This window comes from Coprococcus sp. BIOML-A2 (assembly GCF_009875795.1).
GTDB lineage: Bacteria > Bacillota > Clostridia > Lachnospirales > Lachnospiraceae > Coprococcus > Coprococcus aceti.
This window is the reverse complement of the sequence record NZ_WWSI01000006.1, coordinates 67872-89788: the sequence shown is the minus strand read 5'-3', so window position 1 is coordinate 89788 and position 21917 is coordinate 67872. Positions and strand designations below refer to the sequence as shown.

Below are 21917 nucleotides of genomic sequence, written 5' to 3'. Positions count from 1 at the left end.
ATTATCGCTCCAATCTACTAAGTATTACCTGTTCCAGTCCAAGTCTTGTGAAATTGATTGACTTGCCCTGCATCATGAGTTTGTTCGTCATGTAGTCGATCTCCTCATTCATTCCCTCGCTGATCACATTATCCACGGTCACTACAAGGAATTCCTTGCACTGCATCATCAGACGCTTGCCTGCTTCCATTCCGAAGTATCTCTCTCCGGCGATGGAGTCATCCATAAATCGTGGAAAGTAAAGGTGTGGTGCAATCGGTATCTTTCCTTCACTGACTACCTTATTTGCTGCCCACTTCGCCACTCTGATGTTTTCTTCCAGTTCCTCTCTGGTATCTGCCCTGTATCTGCTGCAGATATAGCACATCGGCATGAGTGCCGGATTTCTATTCTGTAACTCTCCCGGATAGCACTGTCCTGCGTACTTCCATGGCGAGTATCTGTTCTCTTTGTATATGGTGTCATAGATTGGCAGATTGCCTACGATGTCTGCGACCTCGCTCATCTGGATCATAGTATCCGTCTGGTTTCCTGCGTTCTCTCTAAAGTTGTAAACCATAGCCGCTTCCACGATATCTCCCGGCATTAAGCATTCGTCATCGTATCTGCCGGTCCAGTTATCAAATAATATCTGCATACTGTGCCTCCTTTGGATAATGCCAGGAGCGTTTCCGCTCCCGGCTTAGTCTGCCTTAGTTGAACGGCAGGTTTGCGTCTCCGTCTACGCTCTGGAAGTCTGCTGCATCCACGGCAGCTCCGGTGTTGTAGTCTGCTTCGTCAATATCCGGGATATTGTCCGCCTGTGCCTTGATCATCTCTACCATTGCCTTTGTTTCGGCTCTCTGTTCGTCCGTCAGCTTACTCACAAATGCGAAGGCTGCTCTGGAGTACGTGATGCCGTCTGCTGACTTTTCCTTCTTCAGCGTGATCTTGGTTACGGCATCGTAGCAGCGGAGTCCTTTGAGGAGGATTCGCTTGCCGATGTAATCTCTGATGTATTTCAGAGAGGTTGGCGGTAAAGCGAGGATAATCGGTACAGGGTTGCCTTCCTGCAGGATGTAACATCTGTGAATGTTCTTGCAGGCTTTTCCAGATCCGTTCTTTCCGCTTCCGAACTGGTTATGCGGACACTTGCTGCAATCATGGATTTCCCCAGTCTCACGCTCCACTCCCTGCTTTCCGTCATGGCTTGAGCAGTCCGGCTGAACATTGCCGCCTGCGTATTCCTCTTTCCAGTATGCGTTTACCGGATGATGATGGATAAGAACTCCGGTGAGGTCTGTACTCATTACAGGCTCATCCTCAGTCTCTCCCGGCAGTTCAAATGCCAGACCGCCACCGCTTGGGATCTTTGCTCTCTCAAATGGAAGAGTGCCGAGACCATCCAGTTCTTCTGCTACTGCTTCCTTCAGTTCTCCGGTCAGCGTGACCAGATTGAAATTCTTTTCTGTTGTTGCTACCTCATTCTTTGCCATGTCTTATTCCTCCATTTCCTCTGCATCTTCTTTGTTATTGTCTGCTTCCTCGAAGCCATCATCCTCTGACGCTCCTGCTTCCTGCTCGTCCATGTATTCTTCCATCGGTGTCGGCTTTCCGCTCTCTCCGTAGTAGAGGTCGTCCATGATCCTCTGTGCCTGTGCTGCCAGTTTGATGGACTCCACAGCTACCTCAACCGCTGAATTGTAAAGGCTGCCGATTACATTGAGGACATCGCCGTCTCCATTCGGCAGGAGTTTTAAGAGGTCATCCATATCTGTCTTGGTGGATTTCATCTTGCCCTGCAGGGACGCATATCCCTCTGCTGCGATGCCGTATCCCTCATGGCGGTTCTTTACCTTGGTCGGGTGCTGATACTCCATAATCTGCCCCAGTGCGAACTTGGCAGTCGCCTGCATATTCTCTTTAAGGTCACGGTCACTTTCCAGTGTGATGTCAATTTCCATCTGTTCGTAGTCCATCTTTATACCTCCTGTGCTTTCTTTGCTCTGTTCAGAGCCTTGGTGTTGGCTTTTCTCTTGGATACCTTAAGTTCCGAATAAACGGAGAGTACCTCTGCCATTTCTTCCGGCAGTTCTCCATCGTTCTCGGCCGCCAGATTATTCATCGCAGAGTCGAGGGTTCGTGAATCTACTCTTTCCGTGATGAGGTGTCCGAATCCCTGCTCTCTCAAGACATCGAAGAATACCAGACCTTTTTCCATCAGCTTTTCTTCTGAAATCTTGGAGTATCTCGTTTTCTCCTGCAGGCTGTACTTGAAGCCATCCACCGTAGTATCCGGCTTTTCCTCGTCCACCATCTGCTGTGCGATTTCCTGTTCGAGGTTTTTGAGTTCCTCATTGTTTGCCTTGGTCTGCTCTGCTAATTCATCTTTCTTGTCGAGCAGTACCTTGAAGGCTCTGACCTTGTCGTCTAATGTTGTGACTGTTTCCATGTTGTTGCTCCTCCTTTTGTTTTATAATTCATTTCCCCACTGGTCCCAACCGTCACGCTCCGCCCTTGCGAAGAGTTCCAGTTTCTTTGCTTGTGGGAAAAATGTTTCTAACATCTGATAGGCACATTCCGGCTTCTGGCTGTGATGCCGTTTGCTGTTTTCTCTGAGTACCGTGGAGAATGCTCCACGCTTGTCCTTGTCTGGGAGGATGATATTTCCCTTCTTGTAGAACCAGAGCAGGTACTCATGTGCGAAGCGCACCGTGTAGGCGGGTGCCGGTCCGTTGCCCTTATCCCATATCAGCCTTGCGTGGAGTTTATATCCAAGCAGGCTCATGATTTCCTCTGTTTGCGGCAGGTACTTGTCTATCGTCCACATGAATACATTGTGCTTTTCATTCATGAGTTCGTTTGTGACATAGCGGTGCAGTTCCATAATTCCGGGGACGTCCATTGTCTCGTATGGTACTGTTGTTCCGCTGCTGTTCGGTCTGGCCGCTTTCTTTCCGCCCCTGCCTTGCTGCCACGGTGGGTCCGTGTAGAGGATGTCGTATTTTTCTTCTGCGTTGAAAATATCAATCTTCATTGTTCAGTCTCCTGTTAGTGTATAATCCGCTCCGATTTCGTGAAGCCAGTCATCTATTGTCATCTGATTCGGATCTGTCTTATCTTCCATCCACCATCTGAACACAGACTCTGCGTCAGTCCATCCGCACTTGTTTTCGAGCCCTGCCTGTTCCCTGGCTATCAACATCTTTTCAAATGCTTTTATGTACGCTCGCTTATATGCAGGATATCTTTCAAACTCCCACGCTCGATGCTTTCCTGCCATCGGGCATCCTATACACCCGACTCTTTCCCATCCACAGCCATACAAGGGATTGATTTCTATTCCTTCGTGCTTGATGTACCACCACAGGAATTCGTCATCCCAATCTATCAGAGGATTGATTAACACCTTTTGTGTTCGATAGCAATGTTCGACCAGTCGTCTTTTTTCATCATTATCTAAGTTTAGAATGACCACCCCCCCTTGCCTGTTAAATGAAAATTTTCATCGTCTACCATTTCTCTCACATTTTTGTGCGGCTTTGGGAATGTAACTACTCCCTGGTTCTTTGCTCGGTTTACACTCTCCGCCTTCCGCACTCCTGTAACCATTTTCTTTCCTGCGCCATAGCTTTCCTTTAACTCTGAACAGCAATACCGTATCAGCCTTGTCGGTGGTGTCTTTTTCCTTACGATAAGCTGCCACATTGTTTCTTTTGGCATAACGATTTCTGCTTTGATTCCGGCTGCTCTCAGTCTCTTGAATTTTTCACGAATGAAATATACCGTCTCTGGTGCATCAACTGTTGTGTGGTTATGGACCACCTCAAACGGGCATCCTGCTTTCATGGCAATATGTGTCAGAACGCTACTATCTTTTCCACCACTATCCGCCACTGTAAAACCGTTATTGCTTCCGATCATTCTCAGGATTTCTATGGCATTCTTTTCGTAATCCATTAGAAATAATCCCTCCATGTATCCACGACTGTTTTTGCCAGATCCTCTTTTTTCGCCAGTGCTTTCAGCACCACTTCGTCTATCGTTCCCTCTGTGATGAGGTGGATATAAGTGCAGGCATTCTTCTGCCCGATACGGTGGATTCTGGCAAGGCTCTGACTATATGCTGCATAGTTGAAGTTGACCGAATAATACACACAGGTGTCTGCGGCCGTGAGTGTGATTCCCAGTCCTGCAGTATCGATCTGTGCGAGGAATACCATCGTTTCCGGGTTCGTCTGGAAGTCCTTGACGATGTCGCCCCTGTCCTCCAGTTTCACATCTCCATAGATTTCTCCGTAGCGGAGTTTCTTCTTTTTCAGCATCTGCCCGATGATGTCTATCTCCGGTCTGAAACGTGCGAAGATTACCAGTTTCTTTCCTGCGTCCACCACATAATCGTCCACGATTTCTTCCAGTGCGTTCAGCTTGCCCTTGCTGACCAGTTCCGGCTTTTCCTCGCCGTCTGCCACTAAAAATCCGCCAGTGAATTGCTGAAGGCGAAGCAGCTTTGTCAGCACTGTCGTTGCGCTGATCTGCCCGCCGCTTTCCAGTTCTGCGAAACTCTCACGCTTGATGCGGTCGTAGATGTTCTTTTCCTTTGCCGACATCGTTATGTATCTCTGCAGGAATGTCTGCTCCGGCAGGTCGAGTGCTTCGTCCTTGGTCACTCGGTATGCGATGGAGTGCTCTTTCTGGATTAACTGGTCGAGGTCTTTGTATCCCACGATCTGGTGTCTGTTAAATCCGCCCATGATGGCATATCTGTTTCGGAACTGATAGAAGTTCGTTCCGAAGATTGTCGGGTCAAGGAAGCGGTACTGGCTATACAGGTCGATTGCATTATTCTGTACCGGAGTTCCGGACAGGATAAGTTTGTACTTTGCCTGGTCGCCCAGTTTGTGCATTGCCTTGGACTGCTCTGCATCGTGGCTCTTGATTCTCTGGCTCTCATCGCAGATGATCATGTCTGCGTTCCATTCATACAGTGCGTCAAAGATGCCTTCTCTCCATGTGGATTCGTAATTGATAACGGCTACCTTTAATGCCTTGAATGGGAAGTTGTCGAGATCGTTTAACAGCTTCAGCCTGCGGTTCTTGTCTCCGAGCAGTACCTTGATGTTTGCCTTGAAGTCTGCAAATTCTGCGAAGTCCTTGGGCCATACGGAGCAGACGGAGGTTGGTGCTACCACCAGTACCTTTTCCACCTTACCCATCTGGTAAGCCGTGCCTGCTATCATGATTGCTGTTAGCGTCTTTCCGCATCCCATTTCAAAAAGCAGACCGAAGCCTTTATGCGTTTCTGCCATTGGTTTTTACCTCCTTCCTGTGATTTTCTTTTGCTTTGCGGTGCTCCAAATCTCGCACCATCCTGTTCCAACCTGCCTCCTGCTGCTTGGTTGCTGCGGGGTTGCGACAGGATATGTAATCTCTGTTATTTCTGCTCATCTGTATCCTCCCTGCTTAGTATCATGGCGATACCTTCCATCACAAACATTGCACACGGAAGTGCTATGCCGTTGCCCCACATCTTATATTTGGCTGAGTCGCTCTCCGGGTCTTTCAGCCATTTGCAGATCTGGTTGTCTGTCTTTTCCTTTTTGCTCTCGCCCATGGCTTCCATCTGCGTTCGGAACACCTCTCGCCAGTGATCGATATCTTCCTGCGTTGGCTCTGTTATCCCCAGTTCCTCTGCCCAGTTATCTGGGAAACCTTGCAGTCTGCAGCATTCCAATGGTGTGAGCCTGCGGATGATGTACTCCCAGAGAATGAGGTCGGTGCTGTCCTTATAATCCCTGCGTTTCAGACAGGAGGCTTTCTCCGATTCCTCATATTCCCCGATTGCTTGTTGTGCGAAGCAGGCTACTCCGTGCCTGTCTGCGGCCGTGAGTGTGTTGGCAGGTGCTCCCGGTTCTCCGATACCAAGTCCATTGGCAGAGCCGTCATTGTTTCTGGTGCTCCCACCACCCTTGTATCGGGTCGCCTTATCTGCTATCGGAATAGCGACTCCAACTGTCGCTTGTCCGGTCTTTGGATTGCCCTGTGTAAGGCATGGAGCTTTTCCTTCGAATACAGTCGGGTCTTGTGTGATATGAAGTGCCATTGGTTCGATGATTGTTCCAACCGAACTCCCATGACCGCTTCCATGGAGCGTCTCCGATTTATCGTTTCCCAGTGAGAGGTTTCTCTGATCCACTGCTCTAACTTCATTCATTATCATTGGCACATTGCCCCCCCCCTGTTCCCATTCGACTGGTCAGCGTTGGTACATTGCCGTCCTCTGCTATCGTCACTCTGCTGTCCTGTGGGTGGTTTTCTAATACGATGGGTACATTGTTACCGCCGGTCCCCATCTTTGTTGTGAGCGTGGGCGATACCTCGCTCTTATCAGCTACCCTGCGTCTGTCGCTGATGTCATAGCACTCGACATCATCTGTGCCTGTCTTATGAGTGCCAGTCTTAATATCTCCGGCAGTTCTTTGCCACGCTTCTCGGCTCTCCGTAAAATTCCCAGACAAGCCTTCTCGCTCAAATAATATTTTTGGTGCGGTGTTTCCTCCAAAATCTGCGACAAGGTAGATACGCTTTCTTCTTTGGGGCACTCCCCAGTATTGGGCATCAAGCACTCGCCAAGCGATGGTGAAATGGTCGCCCATGATGCATCCGGCTGTCTGCCATTTTCCCTTCGGAGGGAGAGGTACATTGGATTCTTCATCTGTGATGCTGACGATTTCTTGGAGGACTGCCTGGAAGTCTTTGCCCTTGTTGCTACTGAATGCTCCAGGCACGTTCTCCCAGACCATGTATCTCGGTCTGATCTGCGTTCCTGTTCTGCCTGCTGCTCTGTCACTTTCTCTCATCTCCTTTATGATCCGTATCTGCTCACGGAACAGATTGCTTCGTGAACCGTCCAGACCCTCACGCTTTCCGGCTATGCTCATGTCCTGGCATGGAGAGCCGCCTGCGATGATGGTCACTGGCTCTAAGTCTGCGCCGTTTAATTTATTGATGTCTCCGAGGTGTTTCATTTCCGGGAAGTTCTTTGTGGTTACCAGTATCGGGAATGGCTCTATCTCGCTTGCCCATATTGGTCTGATTCCGAATATCGATCCTGCCAGTTCAAAGCCACCGCTCCCGGAGAACAAAGACCCCATTGTTATTTCCTGCGTCATTTGTTATCCCTCCCCATTTGCCACAAAAATTGAAAGGACTTGCTTTCCGTCTGGTCGTGAACCATCGCTGACACGAGCATTGCTGCCATGCGGAGTGAAAGGTTGATATTGCCTTTTGTGTACTTCATTGCTCTTTCATACGCATCGAAGAACAACTGCAGTATCGTTTCCTCGGCTTCTATTAATTCTTTCTTTTCTCGATCTGTCATCTTTACCACCCTAGTTTCTTTCCGCACCAGTGGCAGTGCGTATGATTTCGGGAGGTTCTCTTTCCGCAGGCAGGGCAACAGTAAAAGTCCATACCTCTCTTTATTACTGGTGCTTCTGTCTCGTATTTTTCGACCATCCGCTTATGCTCATCTGCCATGCTCTGGTAGTCATATATGATGTCCATCGCCTGCGTGAGTGCTTCCTCGACCTTTTCCGCCAGTTCGACTTCCATTTCGAGATCCCCCTCGCTGATCATCTTCGTATATCCTGTCTGTGCAGTCTTAAGGAATGGGATGATTTCTGTTTCCTTGATATGTATCACTTCTCCGCCTCCTTTGGTTTCGGTGGGTCTACCAGTCCGAATGTCATGAGTGCCATATTATATCCTCGCACCTGGTGCGTGAATGGCGACACCTTGACTGGTGGTGGGATGAGTGGCTCTGGCTTCGGGTTCATGCGTTCCCGGTCGACTGCTGCCATTACTTCGTTCAGCTTCTTTCGCTCTGCTTCGATGGACGGTGGCAAGTTTACCAGTCCTGCCAGTCTGTTCAGCAGCTCGATGTCAGCCGGTCCGCTTAGCGTCTGCGTCTGCCTGCTCCACTTCATCTTTCCCCAACTCTTTATGATTGTGAACTGGACATTGTCTGCTTCCTTTATGAGGATCTGTCCGTCCTTCATTGCCATTTTCATTGTTGGTTACTTCCTTTCGGTGTAGAATGTGTGGTTGCCGTGTGTGAATAATTTTTTCAGTGTGGTGTTGTGCCATGTGGCTTCGTCCGTGGTTCTCTCGAAGTATGTCGCTCCCTGGCTCTCATCCCAGTGTTCTACCTGCACCATTTCCAGTGCCCGGTAGCAGTCTGTGTCCGGCTCTACCCTGTCGTATCTGCCGTTTCCGTATGCTGTGAACTGGGTGTCCTCCGTGATCACTCCCTCGATGGTATCTGGGAACTCATCGCTCCATACTCGGTTCAGCACCACCAGTATGACCAGTGCCTTGCCCTCGGTGTCCTCGCCCTCTGCTTCTGCCATGGCGATTTTCGCTAATCTGTAGGAGTCATCCGCATCCCAGTCCAGACTGCCGATTGCTGCGGTTGTTGTCGGTACTGGTGTCTCAGTGCTCTGGAGGATTGCGTTGTAGTAGGATTGTTCCTCTGCCTGCTCTGCTGCCCTGTATGCGTCACGCTCTTTGCACATCTGCTCATATTCTTCCTGCGTCAGCCATGTGTCCGAGCCTTCCACCTGCACCATGCCTATGTGGTTTTCCTCTATGTACTCGCTCCAGTCCGGCATCGGTTCGTTTGCCCATGCGATAAGCAATCCAACAAACATTCCCGCTCCCACTAATACCGCTACTGCATCCCCTGCTATGCGCTTCAGCTTTCTTTTCAGAATTCGCTTCTGTCTCCTACTGAGTTTCAAATCGTCATGCACCTCCTGCTTACTTCTCGACTGCTTCCAGTCTCTTTTCTTTCCTGTTGTAGAGGATCATCTCTTTCTCATCCTCTGAATGGAGCATATAGTCATCCGGGTTCATCCCCTTCTTGACCAGTATCTCTTTCTGATTCCTTGTCAGTTTCTTTGGCTGTTTCATATGCTCTCTCCTTTATACTTACTTGACTTTTACCAGTACCTCATTATGCTCTCTAGGCTTCTTGGGTCTGGCATGGAACAGGTTCTCCAAGGCTTTGAAGAGTAACTGTTCCGTTCATGCTCCCTGAGTATTCTTTGGGGTAGCTGTACTAGTCGCCTGCAGTGCGGTCTTTTTCATTCCCCGCTACCGAGTGTTAAATCGCACCCACGCATCCATGCTCTCGGTATTCTCTCTCTGCGTGTTTCTCATCTGCCTCCGAACCGTTGTTGTTTTACTTGGGTCTGCGTTCCCTACCCCAATTACGACAGCCATTCATGCAGGCTCATGTCCTGCTGCCGGAGCGATTTACTGCGGCGGCTCGCTCCTACCTATCGGTTTTTATTCTGGTCGATGCTTGCCAGTGTGTTTCTTCGATATTCAGTTTTTAGGTATGATGCATACGCATCGTTCTGTTTTCTTGGTATCTGTCGCCTGCACCGGGCAGGTGTAGTTGATCTTGCCATTGTCAGTGCTGCTTCGGAGCATTCCGCTTTCGTACAGGTGCTTCCTTGCGTATCTGGCACTCACTCCCTTTGTGCTACAGAAGTGATTAAACTCTGGAACTCTGATACGGTATTCTCCGTCCTCCAGTTCCTTGCCCTTGGTCAGTTCTGTTACAAAGGCATCTGTGTCAATCAGTGCGGCCTGCTTATCCAGTGCTCTCCATTCCGCCAGTTCATCAAGTCCGTTGATGTCAACCTGCGCCTTGCTGAATACATCCAGTATCATGGGGATTCTTTCATCCGGGGCCGCTGCCAGTATCTTTGCTATCTGTATGGCAGTCTTGATATCCAGTTCTTCCATTCCACTTGCTCCTCTCTGTTAGATGGAATGCTGTGCGACCTCTGCCTTGTACGGTTCTCCACCTCTGGCGAGTTCACGGTACATGGTAGCCGAGTGGACACCGATTGCCATCGCCATCTCATCTACTGTTTTGCCCTGTGCGTTCAGTGCTTCGATTTTCTTTCTGTCCTCGAATCCGATGCGCTTGTACGCTTTTCTCGGTCGCTTATTGGTTGCCATTGCTCTCCACCTCCTCTGTTTTTAGGCAAAAAAATAAATGCGCCAGAGTGATTATTCACTCTAACGCATTTATCAATTTCTTATAAAAATTAAAAATGCGAAGTGAGTTATATCACTCATTTCGCATTTATCTTATTACTTCACGAATTTCTGACACATCTGACACATTTCGGATTATATTCTGAAAATACTTTCTTATCATGCACCCGGTCACTATTATTTCACAGTAATTTAATTGAACTCATACTGATTATATTTTATAATTATTACATATGGGCGATAAGCAATATTTATGGTATTTATCATTTACAGAATGGGGCTGTAAAATTACAAATTATATATGACAAGGAGAAGAGGCATGAACATTTTATTTTTTCTTACACCTAAGAGCGATGTAGCATATATTGAGGACAGTTTTTCACTCAGACAGATACTTGAGAAGATGGAGATACACAGATATTCTGCAATACCGATACTATCCAACACCGGTGAATATGTCGGCACCATAACGGAGGGCGACATTCTCTGGTACTGCAAGCGCAATTCGATGAACGCGCTCAAAACCGCAGAGAGCATCTTCCTTAATGATATTCCAAAGAAATTCGAGTACGCCTCCGTATCCATCAGTTCCAACATGGAGGATCTCATAGCCAGAGCCATGGTCCAGAATTTTGTTCCGGTGGTTGACGATCAGAACAAGTTCATCGGCATAGTTACACGAAAGGATATCATCGGTTACTGCTATAAGAAACTTAAGACCAGCGAATCATAAAAAACACCCGGATATGTAAGCATTTCGCCTGCACATCCGGGTATTTTAATGTAATTCAATATATCTTAATCCCTAATTTAATATCTAATTGAGATCTCCCGTTCTGTTGACGGCGCTCACGAGTGCATGTACAGATGCGTCTATGATATCGTTCTTTATTCCTGCGCCCCATGTAACCTTACCATCGACAGTCTCGACTCCGACATAGGCAACTGCCTGTGAGTTTGAGCCAGTCTGGAGTGAATGCTCCTCGTAGCATACGACCTTGAACTGTATGTCAAAGTGCTTCTTTATAGCGTTGCTCACGGCATCCAGACGTCCATTTCCCTTGCCGTGGTAAACCTTCTTCACACCGTTCTTCAGAATAGTTATCTCTGTGGATATTCCATCTCCCTGTACGAAGTGATTCTCAAGCATCTTGATAGGGCCATCTATATTGACATATGTATTCTGGAATATATCCAATACTTCCTTTGGACTGAGCTCCTTGTGCTCCTTATCTGACACATCCTTTACTGTGTAGCCCAGATCCTCTCTGAACTTTGCAGGAAGGTCAAAGCCGTACTTTGTCTGGAGGATGAATCCAATTCCACCCTTTCCTGACTGGCTGTTTATTCTAATAACATCGCCATCATACTTTCTTCCGATATCCTCAGGGTTAAGCGGCAGATATGGACAGGTCCACATTCCGTCACCTTGCTCTTTTCTGAACTTCATTCCCTTGGCAATGGCATCCTGATGTGAGCCTGAGAATGCGGCAAATACAAGCTTTCCTGTATATGGTGAACGCTCGTAAACCTTCATTCCTGTAACTCTCTCATACATCTCTGTGAGCGATGGTATATCGCTGAGATCTATCTCAGGGTCAACTCCATGGGTGAACATGTTCATGCAGAGTGTGATCACGTCCACATTTCCTGTTCTCTCACCATTTCCAAATAATGTTCCCTCTATTCTGTCTGCGCCGGCAAGGATACCAAGCTCTGCATCTGCCACTCCACAGCCTCTGTCATTATGAGGATGAAGTGACAGGATAATATTCTCCCTGTCGTGGAGGTTCTTGCTCATATACTCTATCTGGCTTGCGTAAACATGCGGAAGTGACATCTCGACTGTTGCAGGGAGGTTGATTATAACCTTTCTGTCCGGTGTCGGCTTCCATACATCGATAACTGCGTTGCAGACCTCAAGTGCATAGTCAACCTCTGTTCCGGTGAAGCTCTCCGGTGAATACTCAAAACGATATGGAACGCCGTACTCATCAGCCATCTTGTTGAGCAGCTCTGCTCCATCCACTGCTATCTTAAGTATCTCTTCCTTTGACTTTCTGAACACCTGCTGTCTCTGGGCAAATGATGTTGAATTGTACAGATGTACGATCACGTTCTTTGCACCCTCTATAGCCTTAAATGTCTTCTCTATGATATGTGGTCTTGCCTGTGTAAGTACCTGTATCGTGACATCATCAGGTATGAGATCCTGCTCTATAAGTGTTCGGCAGAACTCGTACTCAGTCTCGGACGCTGCAGGAAATCCGATCTCTATCTCCTTGAAACCGATCCTGACAAGCTCCTTGAAAAATTCCAGCTTCTCATCAAGGCTCATAGGTACGATCAGGGCCTGATTACCGTCTCTCAGATCCACGCTGCACCAGATAGGTGCTTTGTCAATATACTCCTTGTTTACCCAGTCTGTGCACTGTACCGGCGGCATGTAATAGCCACGCTTGTAATTCTGATAATTCTTCATTGATATAACCTCCTACTTAAGCAAAAAAAAACTCACATCTCCTAATCACTATAGAGACGTAAGTTACGCGGTACCACTCTATTTCATACAATAATGTATGCTCTCATCGCAGATACAGATGAACGATATACTTACCGCCGTCTTATACCCTCCTGCTGTAACGGTCAGGCTCCGTCCCTTCCTACTTCACACGATCATCTGACGTGCCATTCAGCGGGCTGCTCCAAGGCGAGTTCAAACCCTATCGATCACCGCCTCACACCAACCGGCGGTTCTCTGAACATCTCCAGAATTCTACTGCTCCTCTTCATCGCATTATCTAGGCTGACTCTAACACATACAAGTGTCAGATGTCAACCCCTTTTAGCTATAATCCTATATATATTAACAGTTCTACCAGACAATAAATCTCTTGTTCTTGAGAGATCTTCCGCCTGCTGTAAGCATCAGTATACCCACTACAAGACCAGTAACTATCGTTATAACCCCAAGTGCTATGTTGAGTGCTCCAACCTGCTTCATAGTCTTATATGCTTTCTCCATACTCATATGCTCCTTTCTATAAGTCTTTATCAATTCTCAGATATAGTAAGTATATCATGTGATATTGCTTCTTACAACTTAAAACTTGAATTAGTTTATTTTACTTTGCACCCCGCCCGTGATAAAATAACTGTGTTTCGGATCATTATATTTGTATACAAAAAGGAGTATCAATATGCCAGCAATAACAAATGACTGGGCTGAATATCTTAAGCCTGAATATAAGAAACCTTACTATAAAAAGCTGTTTGATTTTGTGGGACAGGCATACGCAACGGAAACTGTCTACCCACCAGCCGATGATATATTCAACGCATTTCACACAACGCCGTTATCCCATGTAAAATGTGTGATAATCGGTCAGGATCCATATCATGAGCCAGGGCAGGCACACGGTCTGAGTTTCAGTGTGAAACCAGGTGTCACCATACCACCATCGCTCGTCAACATATATCAGGAGCTTCACGATGATCTGGGATGTAAGATCCCCAATAACGGATATCTTGAGAAGTGGGCCGACCAGGGAGTCCTCATGCTCAATGCCGTGCTGACCGTTCAGGCTCACAGAGCCGGTTCCCATCAGGGAAAGGGCTGGGAACATTTTACCGATGCAGCGATCAGGATCCTGAACGAGCAGGACAGACCTATCGTGTTCATCCTGTGGGGTGCATACGCCCAGAAGAAGGCCGCATTCCTGAACAACCCACACCACCTGATCCTGAAGTCCGCACACCCAAGTCCACTGTCTGTATACAGGGGCTTCTGGGGAAGCAAGCCGTTCAGCAAGACCAACGATTTCCTGGTTGCAAACGGAGTCGAGCCTATCGACTGGCAGATCGAGGACATTTGATTTTGGAGGACTGTACACATGGAGATTTATATTGTAAGACACGGTGAAACCGTATGGAATAAAAAGAAGCTGCTTCAGGGCCGGACTGACATTGAGCTCAGCGACAAAGGACGAGAGCTCGCCAGGATCACAGGAGAAAATCTGAGAGACACACACTTTGATATGGTGTTTTCCAGTCCGCTTAAGAGGGCTTACGAGACAGCCAGCCTCATTGTCGGCGGCAGGGACATTCCAATTGTGAAGAATGACCTCATAAAGGAAATGTGCTTTGGTGACTGGGAAGGGCAGAATATGTCAGAACTTCTGGCAGACGGAGGTCAGGATTTTCAGTATTTCTTCAAGCATCCTGAGCTCTATCACCCGGTTGGAAACGGTGAATCATTTGAGGAACTCTGCCAGCGGGCGGCCAGATTCATGACTGAGTATGTGGAGCCACTCTCCTCAAAATATTCAAGGATCATGATCGTTGCCCACGGTGCGATAAACAAAGCAATGATGATGCATGTAAAAAAGCATCCGCTCGAGGATTTCTGGTCAGGCGGGCTGCAGCAGAACTGCAACGTGATAATGCTTGACTACTCAGACAACGTATATACGATCATCGACGAGACAAAAATTTTCTATTAGACAGTATAATAAAAACAAAGAGCACTGTCCCGGCTTCATCCATGATACAACCTATCATGAATGTTTCAGGTTCAGTGCTCTCTGCACTTCCAGTATCTGCTCTTCTATCTTATCTGCGAGCATATATATCTGTTCATTATATCTTCCGTCTATTCTCCGCATAGCCTCGGGAAGGGGATTGAGAATGTCTGTATACGACTGCTTTATCTTCTTCTGTATCCACCTCACATCAGGCATGTAAACTATCGTTCTGAGATTGTGAAGCCTGTCCGCAAGCTTCACGATCACCGTCTGGTACGAACACTGGGAAAATAACCTCCTGGCATATACGGAAAACGGTTCCCCCTGTATCCTAGTCAGAAGTCTTACCTGTTCGCGTATGTCCGCGCCAAATGCACTCTCTATATCGTCAAGTGTACATTCTGTATCTTCAACCGTGTCGTGAAGGAGTGCAGTTATGAGGATATCCTCGTCGGTTATCCCGCACTCTTCTCTCAGGATATTGTATACGCCAAGTATATGCTCATCATAATAAGGCTTCATACCGCCATTTCCCCGGCGCATCTGCCCTTCATGAAATGCTTTTGCCATATCCATAGCCTGCTGTATGCGTTCTGAAACCTGTACATCCGGTCCAACCATATCATCAACGCCTTTTCCCAGTGTCATGTCAGCCATCTTCTTATCCCTTTCAGTACATCCCAAACTACACAAAGTATAACATAGCAGCCTTGAATAATCTATCCATTTTTTATATACTTAACAAATGTGCTTCTATTAAATTTTACATTTACAATGAAATATTTTTTACTTTGCACATCACACTTTACAAAAGGAGTATATACATGGACATAATCAAGAAAATTGCTCAGGAGATAGGCTGTCGTGACATCCAGGTTGAAGCAGCGGTAAAACTCATCGACGAGGGCAACACAATTCCATTCATCGCCAGATATAGAAAGGAAGCCACCGGCTCCCTCAACGACGAACAGCTTCGTCTTCTTCACGAAAGACTTGTATACCTTAGAAATCTCGAGGACAAAAAGGCTCAGGTCATCGCAAGTATAGAGGAGCAGGGAAAACTTACAGATCAGCTCAGGGCGGACATTGAGAAGGCCGAGACCATGGTTCTGGTCGACGATCTCTACAGACCATACAGGCCTAAGCGAAAGACAAGGGCAACCATCGCCAAGGACAAAGGGCTGGAGGGGCTTGCAAACATCATCATGCTGCAGATGACCAGAACTCCGATAGTCAAGGAAGCTGAAGCTTATGTGTCTGAGGAGAAGGGCGTTGCAGACACCAGCGAAGCCATCGCAGGCGCAATGGACATAATCGCTGAAAATATATCTGACACCGCCGATTACAGGACTCACATAAGAGACCTCACCACCAGACACGGTGTGCTGAGAACAACAGCAAAGGACCCGGAGGCTGAATCCGTATACGAGATGTACTACGACTTCTCCACCCCTGTATCCAAGATGACCGGATACAGAACCCTCGCCGTTAACCGGGGTGAAAAGGAAAAGTTCATCACAGTAAAGATCGAGGCACCGGTCAACGACATAATATCATATCTGAAAAAACAGATCATCGTCAGAGACAATCCTGAGACCGAACAGATACTTTCAGACGCGATCGCAGACAGCTACGACAGGCTCATAGCCCCTGCCATCGAGAGGGAGATCAGAAACGCCCTCACAGAGACCGCTGAGGACGGTGCCATCAAGGTATTTGCATCGAATCTGCAGCAGCTCCTCATGCAGCCTCCTATCGCAGGACAGACCGTGCTCGGCTGGGATCCGGCGTTCAGAACCGGCTGTAAGCTCGCAGTTGTGGATCCGACCGGAAAGGTTCTCGACACCGTTGTCATATTCCCAACGGCACCTCAGAAGAAGGTTGCAGAGGCTAAAAATACTGTGAATGCTCTTATAAAGAAGTACGGCATAACTCTCATATCCGTGGGAAATGGTACGGCATCCAGAGAGTCAGAGATGGTGATTGCCGAGCTCATCAGTGAACTTGACACACCTGTACAGTACGTGATAACCAACGAGGCAGGAGCTTCTGTCTACTCCGCCAGCAAGCTTGCAACCGAGGAATTCCCTCATTTTGATGTTGGTCAGAGAAGTGCGGCTTCCATCGCCAGAAGAGTACAGGATCCTCTGGCAGAGCTGGTCAAGATCGATCCAAAGGCTATCGGAGTCGGTCAGTATCAGCACGATATGAACCAGAAGAAGCTGACAGAAGCCCTGGACGCAGTTGTTGAGGATTCTGTAAATAAAGTCGGCGTCGACCTCAATACCGCTTCTGCCCCACTCATGGAGCACATTTCCGGAATAAACAAGACGCTGGCCAAGAATATCGTGGATTACAGAGAGGCAAATGGACGCTTCAAAACCAGAAAGGAACTCCTCAAGGTTGCCAAGCTCGGACCTAAGGCATTTGAACAGTGCGCAGGTTTCATGAGGATAAGCGGCGGCTCAAATCCTCTGGATGCCACATCTGTACATCCTGAGAGTTACGATATAGCCACTGCCCTGCTGAGCCACATCGGCTACACAACCGATGACATTGCATCCGGCAGGCTCAAGGATCTTTCAAAAGCCGCCGGCAACATCAAAAAGCTAGCTGAGGAGCTGGGAACAGGAACGATAACTCTCAACGACATCATAAAGGAGCTTGAAAAGCCTGCCCGTGATCCCCGTGACGAGATGCCAAAGCCGATCCTCAGAGGAGATGTCCTTGAGATGAAGGATCTGACAGAGGGAATGATACTCAAGGGAACCGTCAGAAACGTGATCGACTTCGGTGCATTTGTGGATATAGGTGTTCATCAGGACGGACTTGTCCACATCTCAGAGATGTCCGACAAATTCATAAAGCACCCTCTTGACGTGGTGAGCGTCGGCGACATTGTCCAGGTAAAGGTCATCGGCATAGACCTCGCCAAGAAACGCATACAGCTCTCCATGAAGGGTATTTAACACACGACAAAATACAGTAACATATTTAAGCCTCCAGCATAGTTTATACAGAGAAAACTTATGTATGGAGGCTTTTATAGTGGAACAAAACAGAAACTGCTGCCGTAACGGCCAGAATCGATGCTACTATAACCAGGGAACCTCTGTTAAATACACCGCCTCATCCGGCTCCAAGCCACGCTCCTGTGACTCCGGCACTGCCACTTCAGTGAGAACCGACAGGCCGCTCGGAATGGCTTATATCCCTGAACAGCTCTTTGAAAATCTGTACGATGCAAAATGCGGACTGATGGAGGGCACCATGTTCAAGGATCTCAATCTGATATTCTGCGGGGTAAGGGGGAAATAGCCATGAATAAAATGAACAAAAAACAGCTTCTGCGCTTTATCACAGAGGTCTCTTTTGCACTTGACGATATTGCGCTCTATCTCGACCTTCATCCCGACTGCACCAAGGCACTTTCGAGCTATGACAACTATCAGAGCATGCGCACCCAGGCTATAAATGATTACGTGAACATGTATGGGCCGCTGAACAAATATCAGGTCACTGACAACAACTATTTCAACTGGGTCAATGACCCTTGGCCATGGGAAGGAGAGTGTAACTGCTAATGTGGGTTTATGAGAAAAGATTACAATTTCCTATAAATATAAAGGAAACCAACGCAAAGCTGGCTCAGGACATAATCAGTCAATACGGCGGTCCGGACGGTGAAATGAGTGCCTCGATGAGATACCTGTCGCAGAGATATTCCATGCCTGACAAGAAGGTCAAGGCGGCTCTGACCGACATCGGAACCGAGGAACTTGCCCATCTCGAGATGGTTGCGACCATCATTTACCAGCTCACAAGGGATCTGAGCATCGAGGAGATCAAGGCATCGGGCTTTGACAAATATTATATCGACCACACCATCGGCATCTGGCCCCAGGCGGCAGGAGGAATTCCATTTAACGCCTGCGAATTCCAGTGCAAGGGCGACGCGATAACAGATCTTTTTGAGGATATGGCCGCTGAGCAGAAAGCCAGGTCGACCTACGACAACATTCTCAGACTGTGCAAGGATCACCCGGACGTATATGAGCCTATCAAATTCCTGCGCGAGAGGGAGGTCGTGCACTTCCAGAGATTTGGCGAATGCCTTGAGGCTGTAAAAGATACCCTCGATCACAAGAATTTCTATGCATTCAACCCTTCATTTGACACCAAGGCACCTTGTTTAAAGAATAATTGAAAATTAGAAATATCGGTGGTAAAATGATGTCACTTTTAACAAGAGAAGAGGCGGTGTTATGTCAGAAAAACAGATCAACCACTCACAGAGATTCGGAATCATACTGGTTCTGTCATGCGGAATCATGTGGGGCATAAGCGGAGTCCTTGGACAATACGTGTTCCAGTCGTCAGATGTAAATGCCACACAGCTTTCCATAATCAGACAGTTTATATCCGGTGTCGTACTGCTTGTCATCGCCGCCGTAAAGGGAGATAAAAGGGCTTTGACCATATGGTCAAAGCCTAAAAGTGTCATATCTATGCTGTTCTTTGCACTCTCAGGTGTCATGGGCGTGCAGTTCACATACTTCGCTTCCATCGAACATTCCAACGCCGCAACCGGCACAGTGATCCAGTTCACATACATAATCATGCTGCTGTTGTACACAACAATATTCATGCACAAGAGACCTCATATATATGAAGCCGCCTCAGTCGTATGTGCATTTGCAGGTATCTTTCTGATCGCCACACACGGCAGCCTGAATTCCCTTGCCATATCCAGGCCGGCGCTCATATGGGGACTCACCTCAGCGGTATGTTTCACTATATACTGCCTTTATCCTCAGAAGCTCTACAATGAATATGGTCTGGTAAATATCATAGGCTGGTCATCACTCATAGCCTCCATTTTCCTTGCGCTGGTCACGAAAACATTCTCACTGCCTCACATGGATGGAAGGATAATTGCAGCCTCACTTGCGGTAGCCATTGTGGGCTCCCTCATCCCATTTACAATATGCGGTCTCGGCATCAGCATCCTCGGAAGCGTGAAGGCGAGTCTTTTTGTCACAGTCGAGCCCGTGTCAAGTGCCCTGCTGACGTGGATCTTTCTGGGAACCCAGTTCACCCGTATGGATCTGATCGGTTTTCTCCTGATTCTTGGATCCATACAGGTTGTTGCCATAATGACATTTCACAATGAAAAACACATAGTAAAAGCTGAACAGACCCATCTGTCATGATGAAAGTCCATCCAGTTCATCTATCGCACATCTCATAACCCGGATCTCCTGAAGCTTTTCATCAAGAAGCTTCTCCCGGTGTGTGAGTTTTTCGTATATATCTCTTCTTCGTCCGTCAAGGCTTTGCAGCCCGGTTCTGCGGCTGTGTATCTCATCCCGCTGTGCACAGAGCTTATCAAGTTCCGCCCTGCTTTCCTCAAGCTCCGCTGTCAATCTCTTTCTTCCACTCTTCTTCCTGAGTCCCCAGTATTTTGACAACGCATATCCAATATAGTATGCAAGTCCCGCAGCTCCGACAGCAAAGAGCATCGCATACACAAGTCGTCCGTCCGGGAGAATATTATCACCCCGTGCGACCAATGCATACATTATAACTATCGACAATATTCCAAGTACCATGAGCGGTACAAGTGCTGTTCTTACTCCAGTCCTTATCCAGCTTCGTCTGTACTCCTTAGGAAGCTCCTCCAGATGACGTCTGAGCGTCGTGATCTCAAGTTCGCTTTTCCGCTCCTGTGCCCATACCGAGTTAAGCTCACCCAGAACATCAGAGCTGACCTCGTAGTCATTTTGCAGGCTCATATATTCCCTGACCGCAGCGTCCGCCTCGTATGTCTGACATTTCATCCTGAGTATCTGTCTGACCTGTCTCAGTGTATCGTGATAAAGCTCCCTGCCCATTTTTCTGCCCGATCTTGCATACAGCCCCGACACCTCTATCATCATGTCGACCGCAAGTTTTATTCCGTCTCTGCTTTCAAGATCGGCAACATTCAGTTTATCGAGCAATCGGCCAAATTCTGTATTTTTGTTGGCTCTGGCGTATTCACTGTAGTCGGATCGTTCAAATCTCTCACCTTCCACCGCCAGGATTCTGTAATCCTTCAGCATGGATGATATATCGAAGTTCTTCTCACAGCCCGCCATACGGTTCAGGCATATGGAATATATATTGTCACGTCCCTCAAGCTCCAGGATACCCAGAATGGCCTCCGTCAGAGCACCGTCCCTTGTATCGTTATCCACCGGATAATCAATTCTTTTATATTCTCTGACCGCAGCAGGCACAAACTTAGTCGAAACCACTCCGTCAGACATTTCCCCATAGATATATCCATGTGCGCCTGTTGACTCTCTCGACACAGCCTCCGGACTTCCAGAATAATAAGCCTTGCCCGGAATCTTCATCTGATACTTCTGGCGGCCGCCAAACGCAATGTAATTAAATCCACTGGCACGCAGCCTGTTCCAGTCAACCGGCATCCGTCTCCGGTCACCCCCACATGCGATCAGCACATTACATACCGCTTCATCCTGCGGTTCTGCATCATCCACCACCCTGGCATCCATCTTCCTGTCAAAATAGCTCACGCCGTATATATCAACGTCCTTGTCCGGAAAATGAATATGATCCAGTGCCATGGTCGCCTGCTCATCCCTGACCGCTGTGTACCCCATATCTCCAGTCTGTTTGTCTCCAATCTGTCTTATTCCAGGGCTTCCGATCACACACACACGGGATTTGAAACCATAGTCAAGAAGCGGCGCATCACTTCCCAGATTATCCTGAAATCCAGCAGCATATATGACCACTGTATGCTTTAAGCTTCCAAATATCTCATCAAGCCATACAAGCTCTTCCTCAGATGGCTGATGGTCAAACAGATTGCCTGCAACCAGAAGAAAATCCACGTCAAGCTCCCCGGCACGTGCCACCACAGCCTCAAATGTCATGTATATTTCGTTTTTCCTCTCGCCGCTCCATACACACTCCCTGTCAGGCAGCGCGCCGAGCAGCACATCGGATATATGTATAAACGTTATCTTTTTCATCAATCTGTATATTCCAATCCCAAGCATGAAAATGCATTATAATCCGTATTTGTTATGTGTGAGCATGACGCACGCCCCACATTTACATACTCTTTTATAATTATATTAGTATATGTCGATACACGCAAGTGCAACGACATAATGTATGTCGTGCACAGGTGCGACAGCCTTCACGCATCAGTGTGCTTCATTATTTCATGTCATCTGACCCTAAAACGTTCATTTCAACAGCCAGAGCATTATTTTGCCAAGTTTAATTTGTTTTTAGCTTGTTTTTCTCAATTGACTTTTAGAT

Annotated in this window: 30 protein-coding genes, 1 pseudogene and 1 other annotated feature; of the genes and pseudogenes, 8 read left to right on the top strand and 23 right to left on the bottom strand. The window is 47.6% G+C overall.

Annotation, left to right across the window (positions count from 1 at the left end; translation table 11 throughout):
- Nucleotide 1: 1 nt before the first annotated feature.
- The 19 genes and pseudogenes from GT575_RS12750 to GT575_RS12670 form a co-directional block, all read right to left on the bottom strand.
- Complete coding sequence (locus GT575_RS12750) at nt 2–637, bottom strand: DUF7768 domain-containing protein (RefSeq protein WP_161172158.1); 636 nt, start codon at nt 635–637, stop codon at nt 2–4.
- Nucleotides 638–692: 55 nt separating this feature from the next.
- Entirely contained in the window at nt 693–1475 is a 783-nt protein-coding gene (locus GT575_RS12745) for a hypothetical protein (RefSeq protein WP_055180269.1), read from the bottom strand.
- A 3-nt stretch (nt 1476–1478) separates the two neighbouring features.
- Entirely contained in the window at nt 1479–1958 is a 480-nt protein-coding gene (locus GT575_RS12740; protein ID WP_055180267.1) for a hypothetical protein, read from the bottom strand.
- Between the two features lie 2 nt (nt 1959–1960).
- Nucleotides 1961–2431: a gp33 family protein gene (locus GT575_RS12735; protein WP_161172157.1), complete on the bottom strand. Its 471-nt coding sequence runs from the start codon at nt 2429–2431 to the stop codon at nt 1961–1963.
- 21 nt (nt 2432–2452) lie between these two features.
- On the bottom strand, nt 2453–3016 hold the full coding sequence (locus tag GT575_RS12730) for an MT-A70 family methyltransferase (protein ID WP_161172156.1): 564 nt from the start codon (nt 3014–3016) through the stop codon (nt 2453–2455).
- A gap of 3 nt (nt 3017–3019) precedes the next feature.
- On the bottom strand, nt 3020–3262 hold the full coding sequence (locus GT575_RS15235; RefSeq protein ID WP_243147902.1) for a hypothetical protein: 243 nt from the start codon (nt 3260–3262) through the stop codon (nt 3020–3022).
- 57 nt (nt 3263–3319) lie between these two features.
- Nucleotides 3320–3388, bottom strand: a pseudogene (locus GT575_RS15585) (hypothetical protein); the annotation flags it as partial.
- A gap of 56 nt (nt 3389–3444) precedes the next feature.
- Nucleotides 3445–3939: a phosphoadenosine phosphosulfate reductase family protein gene (locus GT575_RS15230; protein WP_279284656.1), complete on the bottom strand. Its 495-nt coding sequence runs from the start codon at nt 3937–3939 to the stop codon at nt 3445–3447.
- Nucleotides 3939–5288: a DEAD/DEAH box helicase gene (locus tag GT575_RS12720; RefSeq protein WP_008396717.1), complete on the bottom strand. Its 1350-nt coding sequence runs from the start codon at nt 5286–5288 to the stop codon at nt 3939–3941. The genes GT575_RS15230 and GT575_RS12720 overlap by 1 nt, the downstream gene beginning before the upstream one ends.
- The gene (locus tag GT575_RS12715; protein ID WP_008396718.1) at nt 5272–5427 is read right to left on the bottom strand and encodes a hypothetical protein; all 156 of its coding nucleotides are present in this window, start codon (nt 5425–5427) and stop codon (nt 5272–5274) included. Before GT575_RS12715 ends, GT575_RS12720 begins: the two co-directional genes overlap by 17 nt.
- The gene (locus tag GT575_RS15480; protein ID WP_161172155.1) at nt 5414–6199 is read right to left on the bottom strand and encodes a DNA cytosine methyltransferase; all 786 of its coding nucleotides are present in this window, start codon (nt 6197–6199) and stop codon (nt 5414–5416) included. The genes GT575_RS12715 and GT575_RS15480 overlap by 14 nt, the downstream gene beginning before the upstream one ends.
- Entirely contained in the window at nt 6186–7151 is a 966-nt protein-coding gene (locus tag GT575_RS15475; RefSeq protein WP_161172154.1) for a DNA cytosine methyltransferase, read from the bottom strand. The genes GT575_RS15480 and GT575_RS15475 overlap by 14 nt, the downstream gene beginning before the upstream one ends.
- A complete protein-coding gene (locus GT575_RS12700; protein ID WP_044930855.1) occupies nt 7148–7360 on the bottom strand; it encodes a hypothetical protein in 213 nt (70 codons plus the stop codon). Before GT575_RS12700 ends, GT575_RS15475 begins: the two co-directional genes overlap by 4 nt.
- Before the next feature lie 2 nt (nt 7361–7362).
- On the bottom strand, nt 7363–7683 hold the full coding sequence (locus GT575_RS12695; RefSeq protein ID WP_161172153.1) for a hypothetical protein: 321 nt from the start codon (nt 7681–7683) through the stop codon (nt 7363–7365).
- Nucleotides 7680–8051, bottom strand: coding sequence for a hypothetical protein (locus GT575_RS12690; RefSeq protein WP_161172152.1), 372 nt, complete (start codon nt 8049–8051; stop codon nt 7680–7682). The genes GT575_RS12695 and GT575_RS12690 overlap by 4 nt, the downstream gene beginning before the upstream one ends.
- Nucleotides 8052–8057: 6 nt before the next feature.
- On the bottom strand, nt 8058–8780 hold the full coding sequence (locus GT575_RS12685; RefSeq protein ID WP_243147898.1) for a cell wall hydrolase: 723 nt from the start codon (nt 8778–8780) through the stop codon (nt 8058–8060).
- 19 nt (nt 8781–8799) lie between these two features.
- The gene (locus GT575_RS12680; RefSeq protein ID WP_008396729.1) at nt 8800–8952 is read right to left on the bottom strand and encodes a DUF6906 family protein; all 153 of its coding nucleotides are present in this window, start codon (nt 8950–8952) and stop codon (nt 8800–8802) included.
- 417 nt (nt 8953–9369) lie between these two features.
- Nucleotides 9370–9795: a hypothetical protein gene (locus GT575_RS12675; protein ID WP_161172151.1), complete on the bottom strand. Its 426-nt coding sequence runs from the start codon at nt 9793–9795 to the stop codon at nt 9370–9372.
- 18 nt (nt 9796–9813) lie between these two features.
- Nucleotides 9814–10014, bottom strand: coding sequence for a helix-turn-helix domain-containing protein (locus GT575_RS12670; RefSeq protein WP_008396733.1), 201 nt, complete (start codon nt 10012–10014; stop codon nt 9814–9816).
- A 358-nt stretch (nt 10015–10372) separates the two neighbouring features.
- Here GT575_RS12670 and GT575_RS12665 point away from each other — a divergent pair, with 358 nt between their 5' ends.
- A complete protein-coding gene (locus GT575_RS12665) occupies nt 10373–10786 on the top strand; it encodes a CBS domain-containing protein (RefSeq protein ID WP_015533413.1) in 414 nt (137 codons plus the stop codon).
- Nucleotides 10787–10870: 84 nt separating this feature from the next.
- Here GT575_RS12665 and GT575_RS12660 read toward each other — a convergent pair whose 3' ends face one another.
- Nucleotides 10871–12535, bottom strand: a complete 1665-nt coding sequence (locus GT575_RS12660; protein ID WP_015533414.1) for a 2-isopropylmalate synthase — start codon at nt 12533–12535, stop codon at nt 10871–10873.
- Between the two features lie 49 nt (nt 12536–12584).
- Nucleotides 12585–12855: a binding site (T-box leader), on the bottom strand.
- A 73-nt stretch (nt 12856–12928) separates the two neighbouring features.
- Nucleotides 12929–13078: a hypothetical protein gene (locus GT575_RS14960; protein ID WP_015533415.1), complete on the bottom strand. Its 150-nt coding sequence runs from the start codon at nt 13076–13078 to the stop codon at nt 12929–12931.
- 175 nt (nt 13079–13253) lie between these two features.
- Here GT575_RS14960 and GT575_RS12655 point away from each other — a divergent pair, with 175 nt between their 5' ends.
- Nucleotides 13254–13928 (top strand): uracil-DNA glycosylase, encoded by a 675-nt coding sequence (locus GT575_RS12655; RefSeq protein ID WP_015533416.1) that lies wholly within the window; start codon nt 13254–13256, stop codon nt 13926–13928.
- An 18-nt stretch (nt 13929–13946) separates the two neighbouring features.
- Complete coding sequence (locus tag GT575_RS12650) at nt 13947–14555, top strand: histidine phosphatase family protein (protein WP_055147975.1); 609 nt, start codon at nt 13947–13949, stop codon at nt 14553–14555.
- Between the two features lie 54 nt (nt 14556–14609).
- Here GT575_RS12650 and GT575_RS12645 read toward each other — a convergent pair whose 3' ends face one another.
- The gene (locus GT575_RS12645; protein ID WP_243147897.1) at nt 14610–15233 is read right to left on the bottom strand and encodes an HD domain-containing protein; all 624 of its coding nucleotides are present in this window, start codon (nt 15231–15233) and stop codon (nt 14610–14612) included.
- Nucleotides 15234–15400: 167 nt separating this feature from the next.
- On the opposite strand from GT575_RS12645, the gene GT575_RS12640 reads away from it, so the two are divergent.
- From GT575_RS12640 to GT575_RS12620, 5 genes are all read left to right on the top strand, one after another.
- Entirely contained in the window at nt 15401–17545 is a 2145-nt protein-coding gene (locus GT575_RS12640; RefSeq protein WP_161172150.1) for a Tex family protein, read from the top strand.
- A gap of 79 nt (nt 17546–17624) precedes the next feature.
- A complete protein-coding gene (locus GT575_RS15470) occupies nt 17625–17894 on the top strand; it encodes a spore coat associated protein CotJA (RefSeq protein WP_022216734.1) in 270 nt (89 codons plus the stop codon).
- Nucleotides 17895–17896: 2 nt separating this feature from the next.
- Nucleotides 17897–18160 (top strand): spore coat protein CotJB, encoded by a 264-nt coding sequence (locus GT575_RS12630; RefSeq protein ID WP_022216733.1) that lies wholly within the window; start codon nt 17897–17899, stop codon nt 18158–18160.
- Nucleotides 18160–18783 carry a manganese catalase family protein gene (locus GT575_RS12625; RefSeq protein ID WP_015533421.1) on the top strand — a complete coding sequence of 208 codons (624 nt, stop codon included), beginning with the start codon at nt 18160–18162 and terminating at the stop codon, nt 18781–18783. Before GT575_RS12630 ends, GT575_RS12625 begins: the two co-directional genes overlap by 1 nt.
- Nucleotides 18784–18841: 58 nt before the next feature.
- A complete protein-coding gene (locus tag GT575_RS12620; protein WP_161172149.1) occupies nt 18842–19789 on the top strand; it encodes a DMT family transporter in 948 nt (315 codons plus the stop codon).
- Here GT575_RS12620 and GT575_RS12615 read toward each other — a convergent pair.
- Nucleotides 19784–21622 (bottom strand): metallophosphoesterase family protein, encoded by a 1839-nt coding sequence (locus GT575_RS12615; RefSeq protein WP_117875352.1) that lies wholly within the window; start codon nt 21620–21622, stop codon nt 19784–19786. The two genes, GT575_RS12620 and GT575_RS12615, sit on opposite strands and share 6 nt — an antisense overlap.
- Between the last annotated feature and the right edge of the window lie 295 nt (nt 21623–21917).